The organism is Methylophilus sp. DMC16 (assembly GCF_056314045.1).
On the sequence record NZ_JBQUZC010000001.1, the window covers coordinates 586,585 to 606,193 of the forward strand.

At 53.1% G+C, this 19,609-nt stretch carries 18 protein-coding genes and 1 tRNA gene; 6 read left to right on the plus strand and 13 right to left on the minus strand.

Annotated features, from left to right (window positions below; genetic code table 11):
* Positions 1–4 precede the first annotated feature (4 nt).
* The gene (locus tag ACT53D_RS02880; RefSeq protein WP_379075800.1) at positions 5–460 is read right to left on the minus strand and encodes a helix-turn-helix domain-containing protein; all 456 of its coding nucleotides are present in this window, start codon (positions 458–460) and stop codon (positions 5–7) included.
* 181 nt (positions 461–641) lie between these two features.
* Complete coding sequence (locus ACT53D_RS02885) at positions 642–1,343, minus strand: PEP-CTERM sorting domain-containing protein (RefSeq protein WP_476154394.1); 702 nt, start codon at positions 1,341–1,343, stop codon at positions 642–644.
* Between the two features lie 239 nt (positions 1,344–1,582).
* Here ACT53D_RS02885 and ACT53D_RS02890 point away from each other — a divergent pair, with 239 nt between their 5' ends.
* Together ACT53D_RS02890 and ACT53D_RS02895 are read left to right on the plus strand one after the other, a co-directional pair.
* The gene (locus ACT53D_RS02890; protein ID WP_313988036.1) at positions 1,583–1,765 is read left to right on the plus strand and encodes a TIGR02450 family Trp-rich protein; all 183 of its coding nucleotides are present in this window, start codon (positions 1,583–1,585) and stop codon (positions 1,763–1,765) included.
* On the plus strand, positions 1,762–2,760 hold the full coding sequence (locus ACT53D_RS02895; RefSeq protein ID WP_476154396.1) for an NAD(P)/FAD-dependent oxidoreductase: 999 nt from the start codon (positions 1,762–1,764) through the stop codon (positions 2,758–2,760). Before ACT53D_RS02890 ends, ACT53D_RS02895 begins: the two co-directional genes overlap by 4 nt.
* Here the strand turns inward: ACT53D_RS02895 and ACT53D_RS02900 are convergent, their stop codons facing one another.
* The 9 genes from ACT53D_RS02900 to ACT53D_RS02940 form a co-directional block, all read right to left on the minus strand.
* Positions 2,761–3,978, minus strand: coding sequence for a cation:proton antiporter (locus tag ACT53D_RS02900; protein WP_194747922.1), 1,218 nt, complete (start codon positions 3,976–3,978; stop codon positions 2,761–2,763).
* A gap of 247 nt (positions 3,979–4,225) precedes the next feature.
* Complete coding sequence (locus ACT53D_RS02905; protein WP_228518744.1) at positions 4,226–5,794, minus strand: GGDEF domain-containing protein; 1,569 nt, start codon at positions 5,792–5,794, stop codon at positions 4,226–4,228.
* A gap of 193 nt (positions 5,795–5,987) precedes the next feature.
* Complete coding sequence (locus tag ACT53D_RS02910) at positions 5,988–6,593, minus strand: PqiC family protein (protein WP_275355572.1); 606 nt, start codon at positions 6,591–6,593, stop codon at positions 5,988–5,990.
* 11 nt (positions 6,594–6,604) lie between these two features.
* Positions 6,605–8,263: an intermembrane transport protein PqiB gene (gene pqiB / locus ACT53D_RS02915; RefSeq protein ID WP_476154399.1), complete on the minus strand. Its 1,659-nt coding sequence runs from the start codon at positions 8,261–8,263 to the stop codon at positions 6,605–6,607.
* Positions 8,256–9,536: a PqiA/YebS family transporter subunit gene (locus ACT53D_RS02920; protein WP_476154401.1), complete on the minus strand. Its 1,281-nt coding sequence runs from the start codon at positions 9,534–9,536 to the stop codon at positions 8,256–8,258. Before ACT53D_RS02920 ends, pqiB begins: the two co-directional genes overlap by 8 nt.
* A gap of 323 nt (positions 9,537–9,859) precedes the next feature.
* Complete coding sequence (locus ACT53D_RS02925) at positions 9,860–10,039, minus strand: DUF2474 domain-containing protein (RefSeq protein ID WP_194747917.1); 180 nt, start codon at positions 10,037–10,039, stop codon at positions 9,860–9,862.
* Complete coding sequence (gene cydB / locus ACT53D_RS02930) at positions 10,023–11,024, minus strand: cytochrome d ubiquinol oxidase subunit II (RefSeq protein WP_476154403.1); 1,002 nt, start codon at positions 11,022–11,024, stop codon at positions 10,023–10,025. The genes ACT53D_RS02925 and cydB overlap by 17 nt, the downstream gene beginning before the upstream one ends.
* Positions 11,025–12,506: a cytochrome ubiquinol oxidase subunit I gene (locus ACT53D_RS02935; RefSeq protein WP_476154405.1), complete on the minus strand. Its 1,482-nt coding sequence runs from the start codon at positions 12,504–12,506 to the stop codon at positions 11,025–11,027.
* A 251-nt stretch (positions 12,507–12,757) separates the two neighbouring features.
* Positions 12,758–13,303: a hypothetical protein gene (locus ACT53D_RS02940; RefSeq protein ID WP_476154407.1), complete on the minus strand. Its 546-nt coding sequence runs from the start codon at positions 13,301–13,303 to the stop codon at positions 12,758–12,760.
* A gap of 221 nt (positions 13,304–13,524) precedes the next feature.
* On the opposite strand from ACT53D_RS02940, the gene ACT53D_RS02945 reads away from it, so the two are divergent.
* Positions 13,525–13,600: transfer RNA gene (locus tag ACT53D_RS02945), tRNA-Asn, on the plus strand.
* 293 nt (positions 13,601–13,893) lie between these two features.
* Positions 13,894–14,619, plus strand: coding sequence for a hypothetical protein (locus ACT53D_RS02950; protein ID WP_476154409.1), 726 nt, complete (start codon positions 13,894–13,896; stop codon positions 14,617–14,619).
* 90 nt (positions 14,620–14,709) lie between these two features.
* Here ACT53D_RS02950 and ACT53D_RS02955 read toward each other — a convergent pair whose 3' ends face one another.
* Both ACT53D_RS02955 and ACT53D_RS02960 read right to left on the minus strand, forming a co-directional pair.
* On the minus strand, positions 14,710–15,924 hold the full coding sequence (locus tag ACT53D_RS02955; protein ID WP_476154411.1) for a pyridoxal phosphate-dependent aminotransferase: 1,215 nt from the start codon (positions 15,922–15,924) through the stop codon (positions 14,710–14,712).
* Positions 15,925–16,113: 189 nt separating this feature from the next.
* Positions 16,114–17,124, minus strand: coding sequence for a trypsin-like peptidase domain-containing protein (locus tag ACT53D_RS02960; RefSeq protein WP_194747900.1), 1,011 nt, complete (start codon positions 17,122–17,124; stop codon positions 16,114–16,116).
* 162 nt (positions 17,125–17,286) lie between these two features.
* On the opposite strand from ACT53D_RS02960, the gene uvrB reads away from it, so the two are divergent.
* Together uvrB and ACT53D_RS02970 are read left to right on the plus strand one after the other, a co-directional pair.
* A complete protein-coding gene (gene uvrB, locus ACT53D_RS02965) occupies positions 17,287–19,320 on the plus strand; it encodes an excinuclease ABC subunit UvrB (protein ID WP_476154413.1) in 2,034 nt (677 codons plus the stop codon).
* Positions 19,317–19,583: a SemiSWEET transporter gene (locus ACT53D_RS02970; RefSeq protein ID WP_313987966.1), complete on the plus strand. Its 267-nt coding sequence runs from the start codon at positions 19,317–19,319 to the stop codon at positions 19,581–19,583. The genes uvrB and ACT53D_RS02970 overlap by 4 nt, the downstream gene beginning before the upstream one ends.
* Positions 19,584–19,609 lie beyond the last annotated feature (26 nt).

Here is a 19,609-nt window from a genome sequence, read left to right on the forward strand (position 1 = left end):
CTGTTTAGTATCCCATCCCTAATTCTTGAGAGAGCTCGGTAAGTCCATCTAATGCTGTATTCCGTTGGGCAAGTAATGCTTCTTTATAAGCCAACACATCACTGGCTAATACTCTTCTGTGTGCGCCGACTTTGCGATGCGGCAGGGCACCTTTTTCTAGCAGGGTGACTAAATGCGGGCGGCTGACATTGAGCAGATTGGCTGCTTCTTGTGTGCTGAGTTCATGATGAATTGGCACTAGGCTGATGGCGTTGCCTTTGGCCATTTCAGAGACGATATCCAGCAACATCTGCATGACCTGGCCAGGTAATACAATGTCCTCTGCCACACCATTGTTAGCGCGCAAAGTCAGTTGCACACGGTCAGCATCAGCGTATTTGCTGAGCATGCGGCTGGAGTGCTTGGCGGCTTCAATTTCTGGCTTAGAGGGTAAATGCACCACATTTTGTAGTGTGTTCATTTTGAATGTCTCTTAATCAAATTTGATATAGTATTAGATTAAACGAAATAAACGAAAAAGACAATCAACCTAATGTGGGCACTATCGATACCATTTAAAAAATAAACCCCATGTAAAAAACATGGGGCGAGTTGGCACGCTGAATACTCCTTTTAAGGGGGGTATTATCAGCACATGAGGGTTAACGCTGCGTCCGTTTGCGTCGACTGATCATTGCACAGACCAATAGGCCCAAGCCAAGCATGGCATAAGTTTCAGGCTCTGGCACAGGTGTTGCTGTGATGTTAGCCAGTTGAAAATTCACACGTTGCGAGCCAAAGCCACTGCCCCCTTCATTGTAAAACACCGAGAAATTGACGGTTGTATTGCCATCAAATGGGTCTATGACTTTTTGCCGTGCAAACACGAATAAATCTTGCCCGCTGGTATTAATAAAAAAGCTGAGGGTTCCATTCAGGCCGAGTGCAGCGGTGCTGTGCAGTTGGCTGCTGATGAGTTGTGTATCAAAGTTGGCGTTAAATCCGTCTTTGGTTGAGGTGACACGGCAGTCAATGTCAAGAGTAAGGCACGGGTTGTTGCTCAAGGCAAGGCTGGTGTTGCCGATGACTGCGGTGGAGGTCACTGCGTTGCGCAGTTCGATTTGATTTACGGCAGGGTTGGTGTCTGCCACTGTGGTATCAACATCGACGGTAAACCCGGCATACTGGTTGGTGAGTGCGTCGCGGATGGTTTGACCTGTCAGCAGGCTGACGTTTGATCCGTTTGCGACAAACTCAATATTGCCAAATACTGAGTATACGACTGCCTTGGCTGGCAAAGCGATAGTGAATAAAGATAACACTAAGCCCTGACAGAATAGTTTGAATATGCCTTTTTGATGCATGCCTGACTCCTCTCAAATGGTATTTAAATGATTTTTTTAATCTTTTGGAGACTATGCTGGTCAGTGAGGCTGGTCAATCCCGAGTTCGGGGGGGGCTTGCAACGGTTAGCATGCGTTAGAAATCTCTCTAAATAGTGGATAAATTGTTGGATTTACGTTGTCACACGATCATGCAAACAAAACCATTGCGGCTTAATCCTAAAAAGCTGTTACATTCTAAGTGGACAGCGGTAAAGCCCGTGAATAAAGAAAAACACTTTATGGTGACCAAGCTCATCGTAAGCGATGAGAAGATGGGTGACGAGGAGACGCAAGTGATTGAAACCGTTGAGTTAGAAGCGGTCATGACTGGGCGCGTGCAGGTGATTGACTGGCATGCGTTGCAAGACCGCGCAGTGTGGAAACAGGGGTGGGTGGCGTGAAAAATATTGCGGTGATTGGTGCGGGGATGGCGGGCTTGTCTTGCAGCCAGGCGTTGCAACAGGCCGGTTATCTGGTGACGGTGTTTGAAAAGAGCCGTGGGCCTTCGGGGCGCGTGTCTACGCGATTGGGCGAGGGCTGGCAGTGTGACCATGGCGCACAGTATTTTACGGTAAGCCAGCAGCCGTTTGTGACACAGGTGCAAAAGTGGTTGCAGGCGGGCGTGGTAGCTGAGTGGCAAGGGCGCTTTCATGAGGCGAATGAGGTGAGTTTACGCGCCAAACAGTCTGAAAAGCAGCGTTATGTTGGTGTGCCACGCAATACGCGACCGGCGCGGCAGATGGCGCAGTCTTTAACCGTGGAGCTGGAGCAGACGGTGCAGCAGATTACCTTTGCCGAGGGTAAATGGCGCGTGCACAGCAAAGAGCACGGCGCGTATCCGCAGGTGTTTGACAAGGTTGTGCTGGCGATTCCGGCACCGCAGGCACAGGCGCTGCTAGGCTTTAATCTGGAGATGCAGGCGCTGGCGGCCAGTGTAAAAATGCGCGGTTGCTGGGCCTTGATGGGGCGCTATGCGCATACGCTGGATTTGCCGTTTGATGGCTTGTTTGTGAATGCGGGACCGCTGAGTTGGGTGGCAAGAGACAGTAGCAAGCCGGGGCGTGTGCCTGAGGGCAGTGCGGTCAAAGAGGTCTGGGTGTTACATGCCAGCGCTGAATGGTCCGAGGCCAATATTGAGCGTGCACCAGAGGAGGTTGCGGTGGCGTTGCTGGCGGCATTCCAAGCCTTGGGTGGTGAAGCGCCCATGGAACACAGTGTGCACCGCTGGCGCTATGCAGATTGTGCCAATTATCTGCACCAGGGCTTTGCCTGGGATGCCGCCCAGCAACTGGGTATGTGTGGCGACTGGCTCAATGGCGGCAAGGTAGAAGGCGCATGGATGAGCGGCTACCAGCTCGCGCAGGCGATGATAAAGACTTGTGAACCTTGTTATTGATTAAGGATTACTTGTATTCGTTGTCTTGGGGAGTTTTGGCATCACCCATTTGCGGAACATGAGCGGCGTGATCAGTGTTGTTACCACGCCCATCAACACCAGCACTGAGAACAAGTCCTGCCCGATAAAGCCGCGTTCGTAGGCGATGCTGGCGATGACCAGTTCCATCACGCCGCGGCCATTGAGGATAAAGCCGATGCCCAGTGCATCGCTTTTGCTCAGGCCGATGAGGCGACCCCCCAGCCAACCGGCCAGAATTTTAGTCACAATCGACACCACTAGCACCACAGCGACAAACCAGACTGAATCTATGACCTGGATTTTGAATTCCAGCCCGAGATAGGCAAAAAATACCGGGGCCAGAAAGCCGCCCGTGATGGAGCTTAAGGTGAGCTCTAGTTCTTTGTAGCGTTCGGGTGAAAAGAAGGTGCGGTCTATGAGCAGGGCACCAAAGAAGGCGCCGATGATAAAGTGAAACCCGAGCGCGGCACTGACTGAACCAAATACGAGTACCAATAGGAGCAGCAAGCCGAACAGGGCCTCGTTGCCGATGATGGTGACCAGCTTTTCTGACAGTTGGTCGATAAGAATGCCTCTTTGAATGACCTGCTTGATCAGCACACTAATGCTGACAATCAGCGTCATGAGCAAAATCAGCTTCCAGCTCGCGTTAAACGTGGCAGCGGCCACGGCCTGATAGGATTTTTGTTCGGGCAAGTTGAGAATCACCCCTAACACCAGCAGCGCGGCGATATCATTAAAAATCGCCGTAGCGACTGAATAGCGTGCGATGGTGGAATCCAGCAGTTTGAAGCTTTGCAGAATGCTTACGGTGACCGGCAGCGCTGTAATCGAGACACACAGGCCCAGAAATACCGTACGGCTGACATCGAGACCAAAGCCGACCCCGACCAGAATGCCGCCCGTGAGTGGCAGCAAAAAGCCCAGCAGCGCAATGACTGCGCCTTTGCCGCGCATGGAGTCTATGACCTCCTTGAAGTTCATCTCTAGCCCGGCCGACAGCACGATTAAGAACACGGCAAACTCAGAGATGCCAGACAGCGCTGGGCTGGGCGTGATCAGATTGAGCAGGCTGGGTCCAAGCAACACCCCGGCCAACATTTCGCCAATAATGGCGGGTTGGCTAAAGCGACTGAACACTTGCCCGAGCAGGCGGGCGGTGACGATCAGAATCAGTAGCGATGTCAGTAATGGCATTAGTTTCTCTTATGGTGGGCAGCGCGCCATAAGGCAAGATCAATGGGGTCGTTGCGCGAGGACTTCTTTTGGTTTGAACCATCAAGATTAAAGTCACGGACGGTGCAGGCTTAGCATAGCGCGCGTGCAGAATAGAGTGTAACGGATTTAGGCGCGGATGGCATGTATCAGGGCGCGCATTGGCGTTCAAGGCTGCATCTGTGTCAATGACGTCGCAAAAAAAACAACGGCGCTTTGTTGCGCAGGCTTAGTGCGTAAAGACCTGGACCATTTCTTTGCGATTTTTGCGTGCGCGCTTATCGGCATACATGCGTTTGTCAGCGATGCGCATCAGCGATTCGGTGTCTGTGGCTTCGTGGGCAAACACGATGCCTACGCTGGTGCCCGCGCCAACGATGCCTTCTTTTTGCAGGTGCAAGTGCGTGTATTCCAACTGGTGCTGGCACCATTCCACATCATCCTCATGGCAGACGATTGCAAATTCATCGCCCCCCAGGCGGTAAAGCTTGCCATGCGTATCCAGCTTGTTCGTCAGGATGCGGCTAAAACTCTTGAGCAGCTGATCCCCGGCCTCGTGGCCATATTGGTCGTTGACATGCTTGAGGTTGTCGATATCGAGGAACATCAGGCAACCATGCTCGGGGAAATGCAGCATTTGATTCTCTAACGCATGTCGGTTGGGCACGCCAGTCAGGCGGTCTGTCATGGCCAGCGAGCGCGTGGATTCGAGCTCGGCCAGCATGTGTTCTTTTTCTTTGTGCAGACGGTTGATCTGGTATGCCACCAGCAGTGACAGCGCGACGGCTTCCACGGTCACTGCGATGAGGCCGAGTTGCTCTACGGTCCAGGCGTTTGAGGTGAGGCGATCTGCGGTAATCGTCAAACCACCTAGCACGCCAAAAATGGAAATGGCCAGCAGGTATAACTGGGCCACGCGCTGACCTTGCAAGCTCAAACGGATGCCACACACCAGTCCAAAGACCAGGAAAATGGCCACGCCCAGCCTGTCCATTTCCAGCATCCAGTTGGGGTAGATCATGGCGAACACCATGAGTGCCAGTAGCGTCAGCCTGGCCGCAATCGAAACCTGATAAAGCCGGCTATGGCGAAACGGGCTGATGCCGAGTAAATGACAGACAAAGCTGATATAAGCGAGATTGGAAAACAGGATAGGCAGGCTGGTCAGGTAGAACCAGTGCCAGTCAAACAATTGCTTGAACAGGCCGAGCACCGCGCTTTGAAAAATCAGGTTGCCCAGAATAAACAAGGCATACATGCGCTCGGTGACGTGGCCGGGCATGATGCCGATGGCCATGTAGTAACTGAAAATCCCCAGCAAAATGCCGAGCAGCAACAGGCTCACGGCAGTGCTGACATTGGTTTGTTGCTGGTGGCTGGCGAGGTCAGTCACAAACACTTCTGGTTGCGCCAGATAATAAGGTGATTGCAGCCAGGTAATGAGCCGGTAGGTCCCCGGCTGCAGTGCTACGAGGCGGCCATGCCTGAGCAGAAGCTGGTCGGTATGCTCGCTACTGAGTCCGCCTGACAGCACATGCATGGTGTGGTGACCATCAGAAATTTCGTGCTGGAACTGGGCCAGGGTAGAGGTGTTTTTAAAGTCAATCACATACTGACCGGCCTGCGTGATTTTGAGCACGCCCTGACACACAAAGCGGCCGCCTTGCAGCGGAATATTACCTACGATTTCGCCTTCGCTGCTCATGCAGGTTGTGCCCGACAATTGTGCGTCTGCCTGGGCTTGCGTGGGCAGCCAGGTCAAGAGCAGCATCAGGGCACAGAGGAGAAAGCGTTGCAAGACTGTTATCCATCAAGAGTAAATCTAACAAGCCAGTTTACCTGAAAAGTTCCTGTCTCTCTTGTGGGGAAATGGATTAAGAAACGCAAAGAATTACTAACGAAGGTGTGGTTGCGGGCGATGCGTTTGAGGCTAACAGCGCGCTTGTCTGGCGCGCTGTTTGAGTGTAAGGGCGTGGGGTACAAATCATGTTTCAGGGTTGGCTTGGCATTGCTTTGATCTGGCTGGCGATCTGGTCAGATAATTTGTCCAAGTCTTGCCCCAGTGCGCGGACCAGCGCAGGGTAACCGTTTTCTGTGAGCGGGGTGGTAAATTGAAACGGCTGGATTTTGAGCGGGCGTTGATCGGCGGACAGCCATTGCCATTGGCCGCTCATGATCGCTTCGCCACGCATATGTCCTTGAAACTGATCTATGCGCAATTGCAGGCGGCTGGCTTGCAGTTTGGTGCCGGGCAAGGCATCGGTGACCAGGGTGTCAGGCAGGCGTTGGGCGAGTCGGCTGCGCAGGCCTTGCCGTAGTTCTTCAGACAGCGAAGCGCTCCATAAATGGTCGCGCGTGGGCTGAATGGTGATGTCATCGAGCTGGATCAGAATACGGTCGCTGTCCAGCGCATCGGCCAGCACCAGATTGCCCAGAATAAGGATGCGCGTAGGGGGTGTGGTGGTATTTGGCAGACTGACTTCTGGCAGGCTGTAGCGCTGGGTATTGACTGGCGGGCGGTTGCCAAGGCAAGCGGTCAGCGACAGGCTGCAGAGCAGGCAAACTGTCGTACGCAAGAAAGAAAAAGGCATATGCATGAAAACTGTCCTTATGGAGTTGCCGGTGCCAGTGGCAGCGGGTCGTTACCGGGTTTGCGGTCAAACAGGATGGCATTGGGCTGCTCATTTAGCGTACGCACCAGCGGCTGGACTTCGCGCAAGACCTTTTCCAGCCGTTGCAGGGTGCTGCTCAGCTCCTGGTAAGCCGGTGAGTCGGGCGACAGGCCTTTGATGGTGGTGCGCAGTTCTTGCATGGTCTGGTTCAGGTTGGCCGGCATTTGCTGGAACTCTGGTTGTGCCACAAACTGGTTCACTTGCTGGCTCAGCGCACGAATCTCCCGCAAGGTTTGCTCGGATTGTTGCAGGTTTTTATCGAGGCCGCTTAATACTGGCTCCACATTGAGCTTATTCAGTTTATCCAGCAGATCAGACAGTTTCTGTTCGATCTGTGCCAGGCTGGTCGCGCTAGTCGGCAACACAGGCAAGCCTTCAAAGGTTTGCGCTTTGTAGTTGACTTTGCGTGCGTGCTTGTCCATGTTTAAGTCGACAAACAATGAGCCTGTCAGCAGGTTGCCAGATTTGAGCGTAGCATGCAGGCCGTTTTTGAGCATGATGCCGAGGCGCGATTTCCACTCGTTGAGGTCCGCCTTGCCACTGTCTGCCAGACGGCCAGGTTCGAGATGAATCAGCACCGGAATCGCATAGTTGAAGTCCTGTTTGCGCGCGGGCGAGTTGAATTTCCACGGTACTTGCATCACCGTGCCTACACGCAAGCCGCGGAACTCGACCGGCGCGCCACTGGAGAGTCCGCGCACCGTATCATCCACCAGCAGCACATATTCCAGATATTGGTCGTAGGTTTGCTGGCGGGCAGCTTCTTCATTGGCATACAGCTCAAAGGTGGTTTCGGACGGCACCGGTTTACCCATGGGCCGGTTGTCGGCATGGCCAAAGCTTACCCCGCCCGCAATCAACGACTCCACGGTGGGGATGCTGGCCTTGAAGCCTTCGGAGTCCAGCTTGAGGTCTATGCCAACTGCAGTCCAGAAGCGCGTGTTTTCAGTGATCAACACATCGTAGGGCTGTTCGATAAACAACTCATGCTGCATTTTGCGTTGCTTGGGGTCAAAGGTGGCGCTTGCCACCCGGCCCACGCGCAGGCCCTGATAGGTGACCGGGTCACCAATGCGCAAGGCGTTGCCGACGGTACCGATCAAATTAATATGCACGCCGCCGGCGCCGTTCAGTGAAATCGGTGGCTGGTCGAGCACGGTAAATTCGTCTGTTTCTTCATGGCCCTTGCCCGGTTGCAACTGGATATAGGCGCCCGAGATCACGGTATTGAGGCCGCTGATGCCTTCGAGGCCGATTCGGGGTTTGACTACCCATAATTGCGTATCTTTGACCAGCAGCGGTTGCGCATCTGGCGCAATACGGGCGATGACCTGAATATGCCCGAGGTCTTCGGACAGTTTGACTTGCTCGACCAGACCGATATCGACGCTATGCACCTTGATTTTGGTTTTGCCGGCTTCTATGCCTTCGGCGTTGGACATTGAGAGCGTGATTTGCTTGCCAGCACGCGTATAGTTGTCATAGATGAGCCAGCAGCCTATCAGCAACGCGACAATGGGCACGATCCAGATCGGTGAAACCCTGGCCTGCTTGCCTACCCGGGCCAATAAATTGTCATCAGACGTATCAGTCATGTTGTTTTCCTTGAGTATCCCATAACAGGCGCGGATCAAACGCCATTGCGGCCAGCATGGTGGTAATCACCACGGCGCAAAAGGCCAGCGCGGCGGGGCCGGGCAATACCGACATCAGGTTGCCGGACTGGATCAGTGCCACCATGATGGCGACCACAAACACATCCACCATGGACCAGCGGCCGACAAACTCGGTTAGATGATAGAGCCGGGTTTTTTGCAGGGCATTGAGTGGCCCTGGGTGTTTGACCAGCCACGATAGCAGGATTAACACCAGCATTTTGAGGATGGGCACCAGTACACTGGCGACAAAAATTACGACCGCAATCGGTTGCGAGCCATGCTGCCAGAGCTCCATCATGCCGCCGATAATGGTGGCTGCATGGCTTTGCCCCAGCGCGGTGGTAATCATCATCGGGTAGGCATTGGCCGGGATATATAAAATGATGGCGGTGAGCAACAGCGCCCAGGTGAACTGCAGGCTGTGCGGCTTGCGCGCATGCAAGAGCGTGCCGCAACGGATGCAGCTGGCATGATGGCCTTCGTTATCAGGATGACTAGCCAGGTGGTTGATCAGCCCACAAGTCCGGCAGCCAGTGACATGCTGCTCGGCGGCGGTGATGCCGCAACGGATATCTTCCGGGGTTTCCGGTTCGCCTGCCAGCCGGTACCACAGCCAGTCTATATCCACCGAGCGTGTCGTCATCAGCAAGAGTAGCGCAAACACGCAATACGCCCAGAACGAGGCGCCCAGATGCACATCGGCCATGCCGGTCAGCTTCACCAGGCTGATCAGCGCGGCGACGATAAAAACATCCGCCATCATCCATGGGTGCAGTTGTGAAAACAGGCGTGCAATCACATCGCTGTAGGCTTTGGGCACCGTGCGCAATACATTGGCCTGCATGGCAATCACCCCGGTCAGGTACAAGCCGGGCAGCACAATTGCCGTGCACGCTACAATAAAAGCCACAATGGGTTGATGCGATTGCAACAAGGTGGAGGCGGTTTGTGACAGGGCGATCTGGTTATCCAGCCCGCCGGCATCGACGCGGATAAACGGGAACGCGACCGCAATCAATAGCGTGATGAGCGCGCTTGCCGCCAGCGCAATGCTGCGTTGCACCGGATGCAGGTAGCGTCGTGCCAGCACGTGTCCACAGCGCGGGCAACTGGCGTGCTGACCCGGCCGCAGTACCGGAATGGCACTGACCATGTCACAGGCTGGGCAGGCACGCAAGCGTCGCCATTTTGTCGGTTGCTGGGTCGTCATACAGGGGGTTGCAGGCAGCGGATTGTCAGTTTTTCAACAGGCTGGATACAAGCATAGTAATGGGATTGGATTTGATCAGGCAAGAAAAATTCCGTGCCCTAGACACTCATAAGAGGGACTGATGACAGGAATTGTCTCTAAGGGCGGTTTGATGCACACAATTTGTCACCGCATACGCGCTTTGAAATCCCTGTTGTCTCATCCTTTTTGCCATGGTGAAAGGAGTAGGGACGGGGCAAGAAGGATTTTCTGAGCGATGCGCGGCCGGGTGTGCGCAAGCCGACGTATTCAGCAGAGGAGGCGCGCCTGTTTTGATGAGATTCTTAAGTATGCAGGCCTGCCAGGCGCATGCAAAAGCGCAGCAATAAACTGACTACGCCCAATGCCGCAATGCTGGCGAGCCAGATCAGGCATAGCCAGCCTACACGCTTGCGCCAGTTGGGGCGTGGGGTGTCTGCCTGAACAGACTTTGTCCCTGTTGTGTGCTTAATGGTAGTGCTCATCTCTATTCACCTTGCCCCTGAAAATATAGTAGCCCCAGGCGGTGTAAATTAAAATAATCGGGATGATCACCAGTGCGCCTATCAATGCAAACATCTGGCTGATATGCGGCGCTGCAGCAGCTTGTATCGGCAAGTCGGGCGGAATGATGTTAGGCCAGATGCTGATGCCCAGCCCGGCATAGCCCAGCAGAACCAGTGCCAGGGTGTAAAGGAATGGGCGGGTTTCAGCGTGCTGGCTCAGGGCTCGCTGCAAGCGGTAAAAACACAATCCCACCAGTAACGGCACGGGAGACAGCCATAACAGATTCGGCATGCTGAACCAGCGCTCAGCAATGCGGCTATCCATCCATGGCGTCCACACGCTGATGATGACAATGATGGCAAACAAGGCGGTGGCGATGTGTTTTGACAGGCGGTAACAGCTGGCCTGTAGCGCGCCATCGGTTTTCATGATCAGCCAGGTGCTGCCGAGCAGGGCATAGGTGACCAGCAGCCCAAGGCCGGTAAACAGCGAAAACGGTGAAATCCAGTCGAGTGAGCCACCCGCATAGGCCTGGTTTGCCATGGGGATTCCTTGCAGGTAAGCCCCTAGCGTCATGCCCTGAAAGAAGGTCGCCGCAACCGATCCGCCGGTAAATGCCTTGTCCCAGAAGTGCCTTTCGCTGTCCTTGGCGCGAAACCTGAATTCAAACGCCACCCCTCTAAAGATCAGTGCCATCAGCATCAGCAGCAAAGGTAGCGCAAACGCACTCAAAATTACCGAATAGGCTAAGGGGAAGGCGGCGAGCAAGCCGGCACCCCCCAACACCAGCCAGGTTTCATTGCCATCCCACACCGGGGCCACCGTGTTCATCATGAGGTCACGGTCGCTTTTGTCTTTAAAAAAGGGATAAAGAATGCCTATGCCAAGATCAAAGCCATCCATGATGATGTACATCATGATGCCAAACAGAATGATCGCAGCCCATATGAGAGACAAGTCCATTTATTGATCCTTTGATTGATCGTCAGCTTGATCGCCAGCCTGGTGCTTTGCTGACGGTGCCGAAGCGAGGTTGGGCGTCTTAGTCTCCGGGTGAAACTCAGGGGCCAGCGTAAACGCAGTGGCGTGGTCAAGCTGCGGTGAAATGGCGTCGCCGTGCAGGGCCTCCCCGGTACTGGGGCCTGCTTTGAGCAGCCGGAGCATGAAGCGCGTGCCCATGCCAAACACTAACAGGTAAATGATGACAAACAGGCCCAAGGTCAGTGCCACCTCGCTGGCAGGGTGCGGCGTCACCGCCTCTGCAGTTCGCAACACGCCATACACTACCCAGGGCTGGCGGCCGATTTCGGTGGTGAACCAGCCTGCCAGGATGGCAATAATGCCTGCAGGCCCCATGGCCACTGCAAACTTGAGGAACAGCGGCTGTTGATACAGTTGTAGTTTCAAGCGTAGCCACACGGAGGAGAATGCCAGCAAGATCATGAGCAAGCCCAGTGCCACCATCACGCGGAAGGTCCAGAAAATAATGGTGGCATTGGGCCGATCCTGAGGGGCGAATTGCTTGAGTGCAGGAATCTGCTCGGTCAATGAGTGACGCAAAATCAGGCTGCCAAGCACCGGGATTTCAAGGACAAAATGATTCTTTTCCTGTTGCATGTCTGGCCAGGCAAACAGAATCAGCGGCGTCGGTTCATTGCCTTTGTTCTCCCAGTGCGCTTCAATCGCGGCGATTTTGGCGGGTTGGTATTTGAGGGTATTCAAGCCATGCATATCGCCAATAAACACTTGCAAGGGCGCAATCAGCAGAATCAGCCATAACCCCATGGACAACATTTTACGGATGCTGGCGTGATCCCGTTGCTTGAGCAAGTGCCAGGCCGCTGTCGCCACCACCAGCAAGGCTGTGGCCAGATAGGCACCGATGACCATGTGCATGAGCCGGTAAGGGAATGAGGGGTTGAATATGATCTGCCACCAGTCCACCGGCACTACTTTACCGGCGATTAACTCAAAGCCCTGTGGCGTTTGCATCCAGCTATTCGAAGCCAGAATCCAGGTGGCAGAGATCAAGGTGCCAACCGCGACCATCAAGGTTGACAGAAAGTGCAGGCCTGGCCCGACCTTGTTCCAGCCAAACAGCATCACGCCGAGAAAACCCGCCTCAAGGAAGAAGGCGGTAAGCACTTCATAAGCCAGTAAAGGACCGGTCACGCCGCCGGCGACATTGGAGAAGCCAGCCCAGTTGGTGCCAAACTGGTAGGCCATCACCAGGCCAGATACCACGCCCATGCCAAAACATAGCGAGAACACTTTAATCCAGAAGTGGTAGAGATCCAGATACACGCTTTGTTTGGTCATGAGCCAGCGTGCTTCGAGGACTGCCAGGTAACTGGCCAAACCTATGGTGATGGCCGGGAAGATGATGTGAAACGAAATCGTAAAACCAAACTGGATACGCGCCAGCGTCAGTGCCAAATCAGACATATTGATCTTTCTACCACCTTACCTTCCCGCCGCCGGAGAGGGATATCGCCTGCTGTTGCGGAAATCAACAATATAGACCTTGTCTACGCCCATTAAGTTTGCCACAGGGCCGTCTGCAAGTAAAAAAATCTATCCTCGGCGTTTGCCTGACAAAGAGACGCCGTTTGATGACTTGTTGGTAAGAGCGCAGGCCCGCATAAGTAAAAAGCCTTGCAACAATGCAAGGCTTTTAGCAGACATCACTCACAAGATTAGTGCTGATCCATGTCTTTTAATAGTTGCTGCTGCAGCGCGATCTCGCTAGGCAATGCGGTGGCAACCATCAACGCGACACTATCGTTAGGCGCTAAACTGGATGGACCATGTTCAGCGGCGGCTTGTTCAGGGATCAAGTCAGCGATATGCAAGGCATCCGCTTGTGGCGGATGATCCGCTGGGGCCGCAAAAGCGGCAAACTCCAGCGGTGATTGTAAGAGGGTAGAAATATCCAGTTCGGTATCGCCCGCCTGTAATGAGGAGAGGACATGTTGCAACAATTGTGCATCAATCGCATCATCACTGGCATGCGGCAGATAATCCGCCGTCAATTGCGCGCTCAGTGTCATGGTTTGCAGACCTTGCACCTGCAAGCGTTCACCAGTCGCAGTCTCCAGCGAAACCTGAGCGCCATCATGCGCCACAATACGCTCACCCTCGCGTAACCAGTCGCCGGCGATCAGTGGCCGGTGCTGGCCCATTGCGTTGACTGCCTCGACCTGACCATCCAGGTGTGAAATTTTTGCCACCATGCTATGCATCTTTATTCTCCTGGAAATATTATATCCTCATAACCTTACATGCCTAAGTCTGTCAAGCTTGGACAAGCTGAATATTACAAAAATTTGCCGAAAATTTGCAGCGTGAGTGGCATTTTGCAGGTGGCTGGCCTGTGGCCAAAAAAATATAAAATATTTCGCAAAAAGTGGTTGACCAAGGGGCGTGGTCTCAGTAATATAGCGCCTTCAAACGACGTACCGATTCCTCAATAGCTCAGTCGGTAGAGCGCCGGACTGTTAATCCGTAGGTCCCTGGTTCGAGCCCAGGTTGAGGAGCCAAATAGAAAAAGGCCTTGCAGAGATGCGAGGCCTTTTTGCTTTTCTGCAGCATTGCCTAGCGCTTCGCAATATCGGATCACCTTATCCTGATGCATTCTTTATCTCTCTCTTTGTTTATTTTGCAAACGCCTGATCATTGCTGTTTGCTTCCAAAGGCTTTCCTGCGCATGTCAAACAAGAATAACCTGTGTGAGGAGGAATCACTTGGAGCGTTGGTCGCTTGCTTGGTATGATGTGGTTTTTATATTTGCATAAATGTAATTGTGAATGTCTGTGCTGTTGTTTGTGCTTATGTGTGGCTGTTAACCAGCGCCTTTGTTTCGGAGGCTTCTGAAGAAGCGCTGTTTCTTGAGTCGGATGCTGCACATAGTGACCGTGTGTTGAGAGTGCCTGAGCCTATGGTCTATGATCTGGTGCGACCGTTGGGGGTGAAGCAGGGCGATCTGGAGGTAAATGCGCTGGTGGATGTGAGTGCGGCGACTGGGGATGTCAGCTGGGCGCCTGAGCTTGAATATGGCCTGGCGGACGACATTGGGGTGGAGTTGGAATTGCCTATCGAGAATACGCGGCACGAACGCTATAAATTGGCCATTCAGCAGACGCTGCAGGTTTCCTCTGCGCGAGGCATGGCCACCGGTTGGCAGGCTTTTGTTGATATGCATAAACATAGTAAAACTGTTTCTGTCGATGCAACCTATATTGTCGCCAAACGATGGACTGAGCCATGGTCGTCGCTGAGTATGCTGGGACTGCGTGTACAGGATGTCAATCGGCGTGCCAGGGCTGGCTATTTGCTTAATCACTCGGTGTTTTATGATGCATCGACGCGCGTGACCTTGGGCATGGAAATAAATCAGGAAATCAGCCGCGGCGGTACTTGGCGTTACCGATTGACGCCACAAGTACATTTCGATGCGAGCGAGCGTTATACCTTGCAGATGGGTATGGCAGTCTCGACCTTGAACCCTGCGCAAAGCGCAGAAAAACTATGGAGTTTTAGGCTGATACGCTTGTTTTGAGCGCTACACTGATTTTGTGACAGGTGTTGCGATGCAAAAGCAAAAAGCGCCCGCAGGCGCTTTTTGGTGAGTCTATTTGGGACGATCTTGTTAAACCTTAAGTGCGTGCTCGATGCGGTCTAATGCTTCGCGTAAGTTTTCCATGCTGGTGGCAAACGAGATGCGGAAGTAGCCTTCTGCGCCAAACGCAGAGCCTGGGACCACGGCGACATTGTGCTCTTCAAGCAGGTATTCTGCCAGCGCCATATCGGTGGTTTCCTTGATTTTGCCAGCCTGGTGCAGGTTGGCAATGGCTTGGCGTGCATCCGGGAAGGCGTAGAACGCACCGCCCGCCATCAGGCAGCTCAAGCCTGGCATTGCATTAAAACGGTTAACCACATATTTATGGCGTTCGCGGAAGGCCGCGACCATGGGCTTGATGCAGTCCTGAGAACCACTTAATGCTGCCTCGGCCGCATATTGCGAAATCGAGGTCGGGTTGCTGGTAGACTGGCTTTGCAGAATTTCCATCGCCTTGATGATGTAGGCCGGGCCTGCGGCATAACCGATACGCCAGCCGGTCATGGAGTAAGCTTTGGACACCCCATTGAGCACAATGCAGCGGTCTTTGAGGCCTGGCGCGGCATTGAGGATGTTGTGGAATTTTTCGCCGGTCAGGTTGACGTGTTCATACATGTCATCAGTTGCGACCAGCACATGTGGATGTTTGAGCAGCACCTCGCCCAGCGCCTTGAGCTCGTCCAGGCTATAGACTGCGCCGGTTGGGTTGGAAGGTGAGTTAAACATCACCAGTTTGGTTTTGCTGTTGATTGCTGCTTCGAGTTGCGCGGGCAGTAGTTTAAAGCCTTGCTCAATCCCGCATTCGATAATCACCGGTTTTGCCTCTGCGACCATGGCAATGTCGGCATAGCTGACCCAGTAGGGGGCAGGCACGATGACTTCGTCGCCTGGGTTTAAGACCGCCAGGCACAGGTTGAAAATGGTTTGCTTGCCACCGACGCCAACAATTACCTCATTGACTGCGTAATCAAAGCCATTTTCGTTTTTGAATTTGTTGACGATGGCTTTTTTGAGGGCGGGAATCCCGCTCACAGGGGTGTATTTGGTGTACCCGGCGTCAATCGCTGCCTTGGCTGCATCTTTAATATGTTGTGGCGTGTCAAAATCAGGTTCGCCTGCCGCCAGGCCTATGATAGGACGGCCCTCAGATTTGTATTTGGCCGCTTTGGCTGTAATGGCCAGGGTGGGCGATTCTTTAATGGATAACACGCGTGCGGACAGCACGTTGGCAGCAGCTTGGTTCAAGATCACTTCCTTGTTGGGTCGTATGCTTAATAAGCAGGCTGCATATGCAGCCTGCAAAAAAATGAAAAACGCAATATTTTACGCAAAAACAAGCTGATAGGGAAGTGAAAGGCGCGCGCGAGGCGCGCCAGTGGTTTTAAGCTGATCGTCCCGGGCGGGGCGGTGATGCGAAAATGATGACAGGAAGATTTAACATTGTTTGCCGCAGCCGAGATAAGCCTGGTAGACCGGCACCAGGGTGGGATCTATTTGTTGCAGCTGGCCCTCAATCTCATGCACGGTGTGCTGGTCGCCCAGTTTCTGGGCCATTTCACCGCGTCTAAACCAGGCCTCAACAAACTGTTTGTCCAGTTTGACGGCTTGGCTAAAGGCGGAGGCGGCGACATCAAAGTGCTTGAGTGACATTTCTGCCAGCCCCAGACTAAACCAGGCATCTGGACTACTTGTTTCTTGCTGGGTCCAAAGCTGGCTGACTTGCGCCAGTGCGGGCCAATCTTGACGGGATTCGGGCACGGCAGCACGCATATAGTAGGGTTTTTTGTCTTCGTCTTCCTCCCACAATGCTTTGCCTGAGACTGGAAAGACGTTACTGGCTGGCATTTTCTCCAGGGTCTCCAGCCACTCGACGGGTAATGCAAAGTGAATGCTGCCACCATTGCCTGCCGTTTTAAAGGTATTGATGCCCACCAGTTTGCCATCCATGTCAAACAAGCCGCTGCCGCTGGCTCCCATGAGGAACTTGGCGCTGCTGCGGATCATATTGCCGGCAGGCGTGGGATACAAGCCCTGAATTTCACCAATAGAGGTGATCGGTGCAGGCACACCATTTGAGTGTCCAATCGCGGTGATTTCCTGGCCGCGACTCAAGGCAAGGCTATTGCCACGCGGGACTGGCTTGAAGGGCATATTGCTAGTGGTCACCAGACACAAATCATGCCAGGCATCTGCGCGTACGCTGGTGATTGGGTAGCTGTCTTCGCCACGCGAGACCCAGGGCTGTTTGGTTGCGCGCAAGACATGGCAATTGGTGACCACTGAATTGTCGCTGACCACCACGCCGGAACCATAGGCCATGCCACCTTCCTGGTTATAGCCGCGGATCATGACCACGCCAAAGTAAGCTTCCATCAGGGCTTGCTGATTGTAGGCTTGCGCCGCTGGTGTACCGAGTGCCAGAATGGCTATTAAAAGGAATTTCACGCGACCCCCAAAAGAATATGATTCATTGTGGTTTAACTGACTGGTGCTTGCGATAAAAGTTCAGGCGCAAAGTAGTTGAGAAAATTGTAAATCATATGCCTGCCTGCGCAAAAGCAGTTAAAATAGAATCTATATTATTTATCCCATGCACAGACTGTTGTTGTGATCGTCACTTTCCCCGGTAGTAAATATGAATTACACCAGCCCTTTCCGCCGGCTGGGGATCAACCACAGGCAATTGAAAAATTGACGCAAGGGATTCATGACGGCCTCAAGTTTCAAACCTTGCTGGGGGTGACAGGCTCTGGCAAGACCTACACCATGGCGAACGTGATTGCGCGCACCGGCAAACCGGCGATTGTCATGGCACCGAATAAAACCTTGGCTGCACAGCTTTATAGCGAGTTCCGCGAGTTTTTCCCCAATAATGCCGTCGAGTATTTCGTCAGCTATTACGATTATTACCAGCCGGAAGCCTACGTGCCTTCGCGCGACTTGTTTATCGAAAAAGACTCCAGCATCAACGAACACATTGAGCAGATGCGTTTGTCAGCGACCAAAGCCTTGCTTGAGCGCGAAGATGCCGTGATTGTGGCCACTGTTTCGGCCATTTACGGTATTGGTGATCCCGGTGAGTACCATGGCATGGTGTTGCATATTCATCAGGGTAAAAAGATTGCACAAAAAGACATTGTTGCGCACCTGATTGCCATGCAGTATGACCGCAACGACTTTGACTTTAGCCGGGGCTGCTTCCGTGTCCGGGGCGACATTATTGACGTGTTCCCTTCAGAGAACAGTGAAACGGCGGTTAGAATCAGTCTGTTTGATGACGAGATTGATACCATTCAGTTGTTTGATCCGCTGACAGGCCAGATTTTTAACAAGATACACAATTTCCGTATTTTCCCGTCCAGCCATTATGTAACCGCGCGTGAGGCGACGGTACGCGCCATGGAAACCATCAAGGAAGAACTGCGTCAGCGCGTCAGTTTTTTCCTGAGTGAAAACAAACTGGTAGAAGCGCAGCGTATTGAGCAACGCACGCGTTTTGACCTCGAAATGCTTAACGAAATCGGCTTTTGCAAAGGCATTGAAAACTACAGCCGTCATTTGACGGGCCGTAACCCCGGCGACCCGCCGCCGACCTTGATTGATTACCTGCCCGCTGAAGCGCTGATGATCATAGATGAGAGTCATGTGACCGTGCCGCAAATTGGCGGTATGTATCTGGGCGATCGCTCACGCAAGGCTAACCTGGTGGATTATGGCTGGCGCCTGCCTTCGGCTATGGATAATCGTCCGCTCAAATTTGAAGAGTTTGAGCGTATTATGCGGCAATGCGTATTTGTCTCGGCCACGCCTGCCAATTACGAAAAAGAGCATCAGCAGCAAGTGGTGGAAATGATTGCTCGGCCAACCGGACTGGTAGACCCTGAAATTACTGTCAAACCTGCCGATACTCAGGTAGATGATCTGCTCGGCGAGATCAAACGCTGTGTCGCCGTGGGCGAACGCGTGCTAGCAACAACCCTGACCAAGCGCATGGCTGAAGACCTGACGGATTACCTGAGCGAACATGGCGTCAAGGTCCGCTATTTGCATAGCGATATTGATACGGTGGAACGCGTGGAGATCATCCGTGACTTGCGCCTGGGTGAGTTTGATGTGCTGGTCGGCATTAACCTGCTACGTGAGGGCTTGGACATCCCCGAGGTGTCGCTGGTGGCCGTGCTGGATGCCGATAAAGAGGGCTTTTTGCGCTCTGAGCGTTCATTGATTCAAACAGCGGGCCGTGCGGCGCGTAATTTGAATGGGCGCGTCATTTTTTATGCCAATAGCATCACACGCAGCATGAAGCTGGCGATGGATGAAGGGGACCGTCGCCGCAAGATTCAATTGGCGTTTAACGCGGAGCATGGCATTACGCCCAAAGGCGTCACCAAGCGCATTAAAGACATCATTGATGGCGTTTATGACAAGGATGAGGCTCAGCGTGAACGCAAGGCTGCGCAGGAACAGGCCAGCTATGAAAGCATGAGCGAAAAAATGCTGACCAAGGAAATCAAGCGCATTGAAAAAGCCATGCATGACGCGGCCAAAAACCTTGAGTTTGAAAAGGCGGCCCAATTCAGGGATCAACTCAAAAAACTCAAGTTACAGGCCTTTGGTGCCGAAGTAGAAGATTTGAAATGAGCATAGTAAACACCTGTATTGGATCAATCGCTGCCGTGTGCACCACGTTAGCCTTTATCCCACAAGTTTTGCAATCATGGCGTACCAGGGATTTAAGCGGCATCTCGTTGCCGATGTACACCATTTTCACTTCTGGCGTGGTGTTATGGCTGATTTATGGTCTCTTGATCGGAGATTGGCCGGTGATTATCGCCAATGCGGTGACGGCATTGCTGGCAGGGACTGTTCTTTGCTTAAAGTTGAAATCTATATTAAAAATTTGAGTCACACCTTTATTCTTTTGTTATAA

Excerpts from the sequence above, each read along its gene's own strand:
- ACT53D_RS02940 (WP_476154407.1), bottom strand. The coding sequence starts at position 13,303 with ATGCATAGCATGGTGGCAAAAATTTCACACCTGGATGGTCAGGTCGAG.
- cydB (WP_476154403.1), bottom strand. The coding sequence starts at position 11,024 with ATGGACTTGTCTCTCATATGGGCTGCGATCATTCTGTTTGGCATCATG.
- ACT53D_RS02970 (WP_313987966.1), top strand. The coding sequence starts at position 19,317 with ATGAGCATAGTAAACACCTGTATTGGATCAATCGCTGCCGTGTGCACC.
- ACT53D_RS02885 (WP_476154394.1), bottom strand. The coding sequence starts at position 1,343 with ATGCATCAAAAAGGCATATTCAAACTATTCTGTCAGGGCTTAGTGTTA.
- ACT53D_RS02910 (WP_275355572.1), bottom strand. The coding sequence starts at position 6,593 with ATGCATATGCCTTTTTCTTTCTTGCGTACGACAGTTTGCCTGCTCTGC.
- ACT53D_RS02900 (WP_194747922.1), bottom strand. The coding sequence starts at position 3,978 with ATGCCATTACTGACATCGCTACTGATTCTGATCGTCACCGCCCGCCTG.
- ACT53D_RS02880 (WP_379075800.1), bottom strand. The coding sequence starts at position 460 with ATGAACACACTACAAAATGTGGTGCATTTACCCTCTAAGCCAGAAATT.
- ACT53D_RS02935 (WP_476154405.1), bottom strand. The coding sequence starts at position 12,506 with ATGTCTGATTTGGCACTGACGCTGGCGCGTATCCAGTTTGGTTTTACG.
- ACT53D_RS02925 (WP_194747917.1), bottom strand. The coding sequence starts at position 10,039 with ATGAGCACTACCATTAAGCACACAACAGGGACAAAGTCTGTTCAGGCA.
- ACT53D_RS02920 (WP_476154401.1), bottom strand. The coding sequence starts at position 9,536 with ATGACGACCCAGCAACCGACAAAATGGCGACGCTTGCGTGCCTGCCCA.
- pqiB (WP_476154399.1), bottom strand. The coding sequence starts at position 8,263 with ATGACTGATACGTCTGATGACAATTTATTGGCCCGGGTAGGCAAGCAG.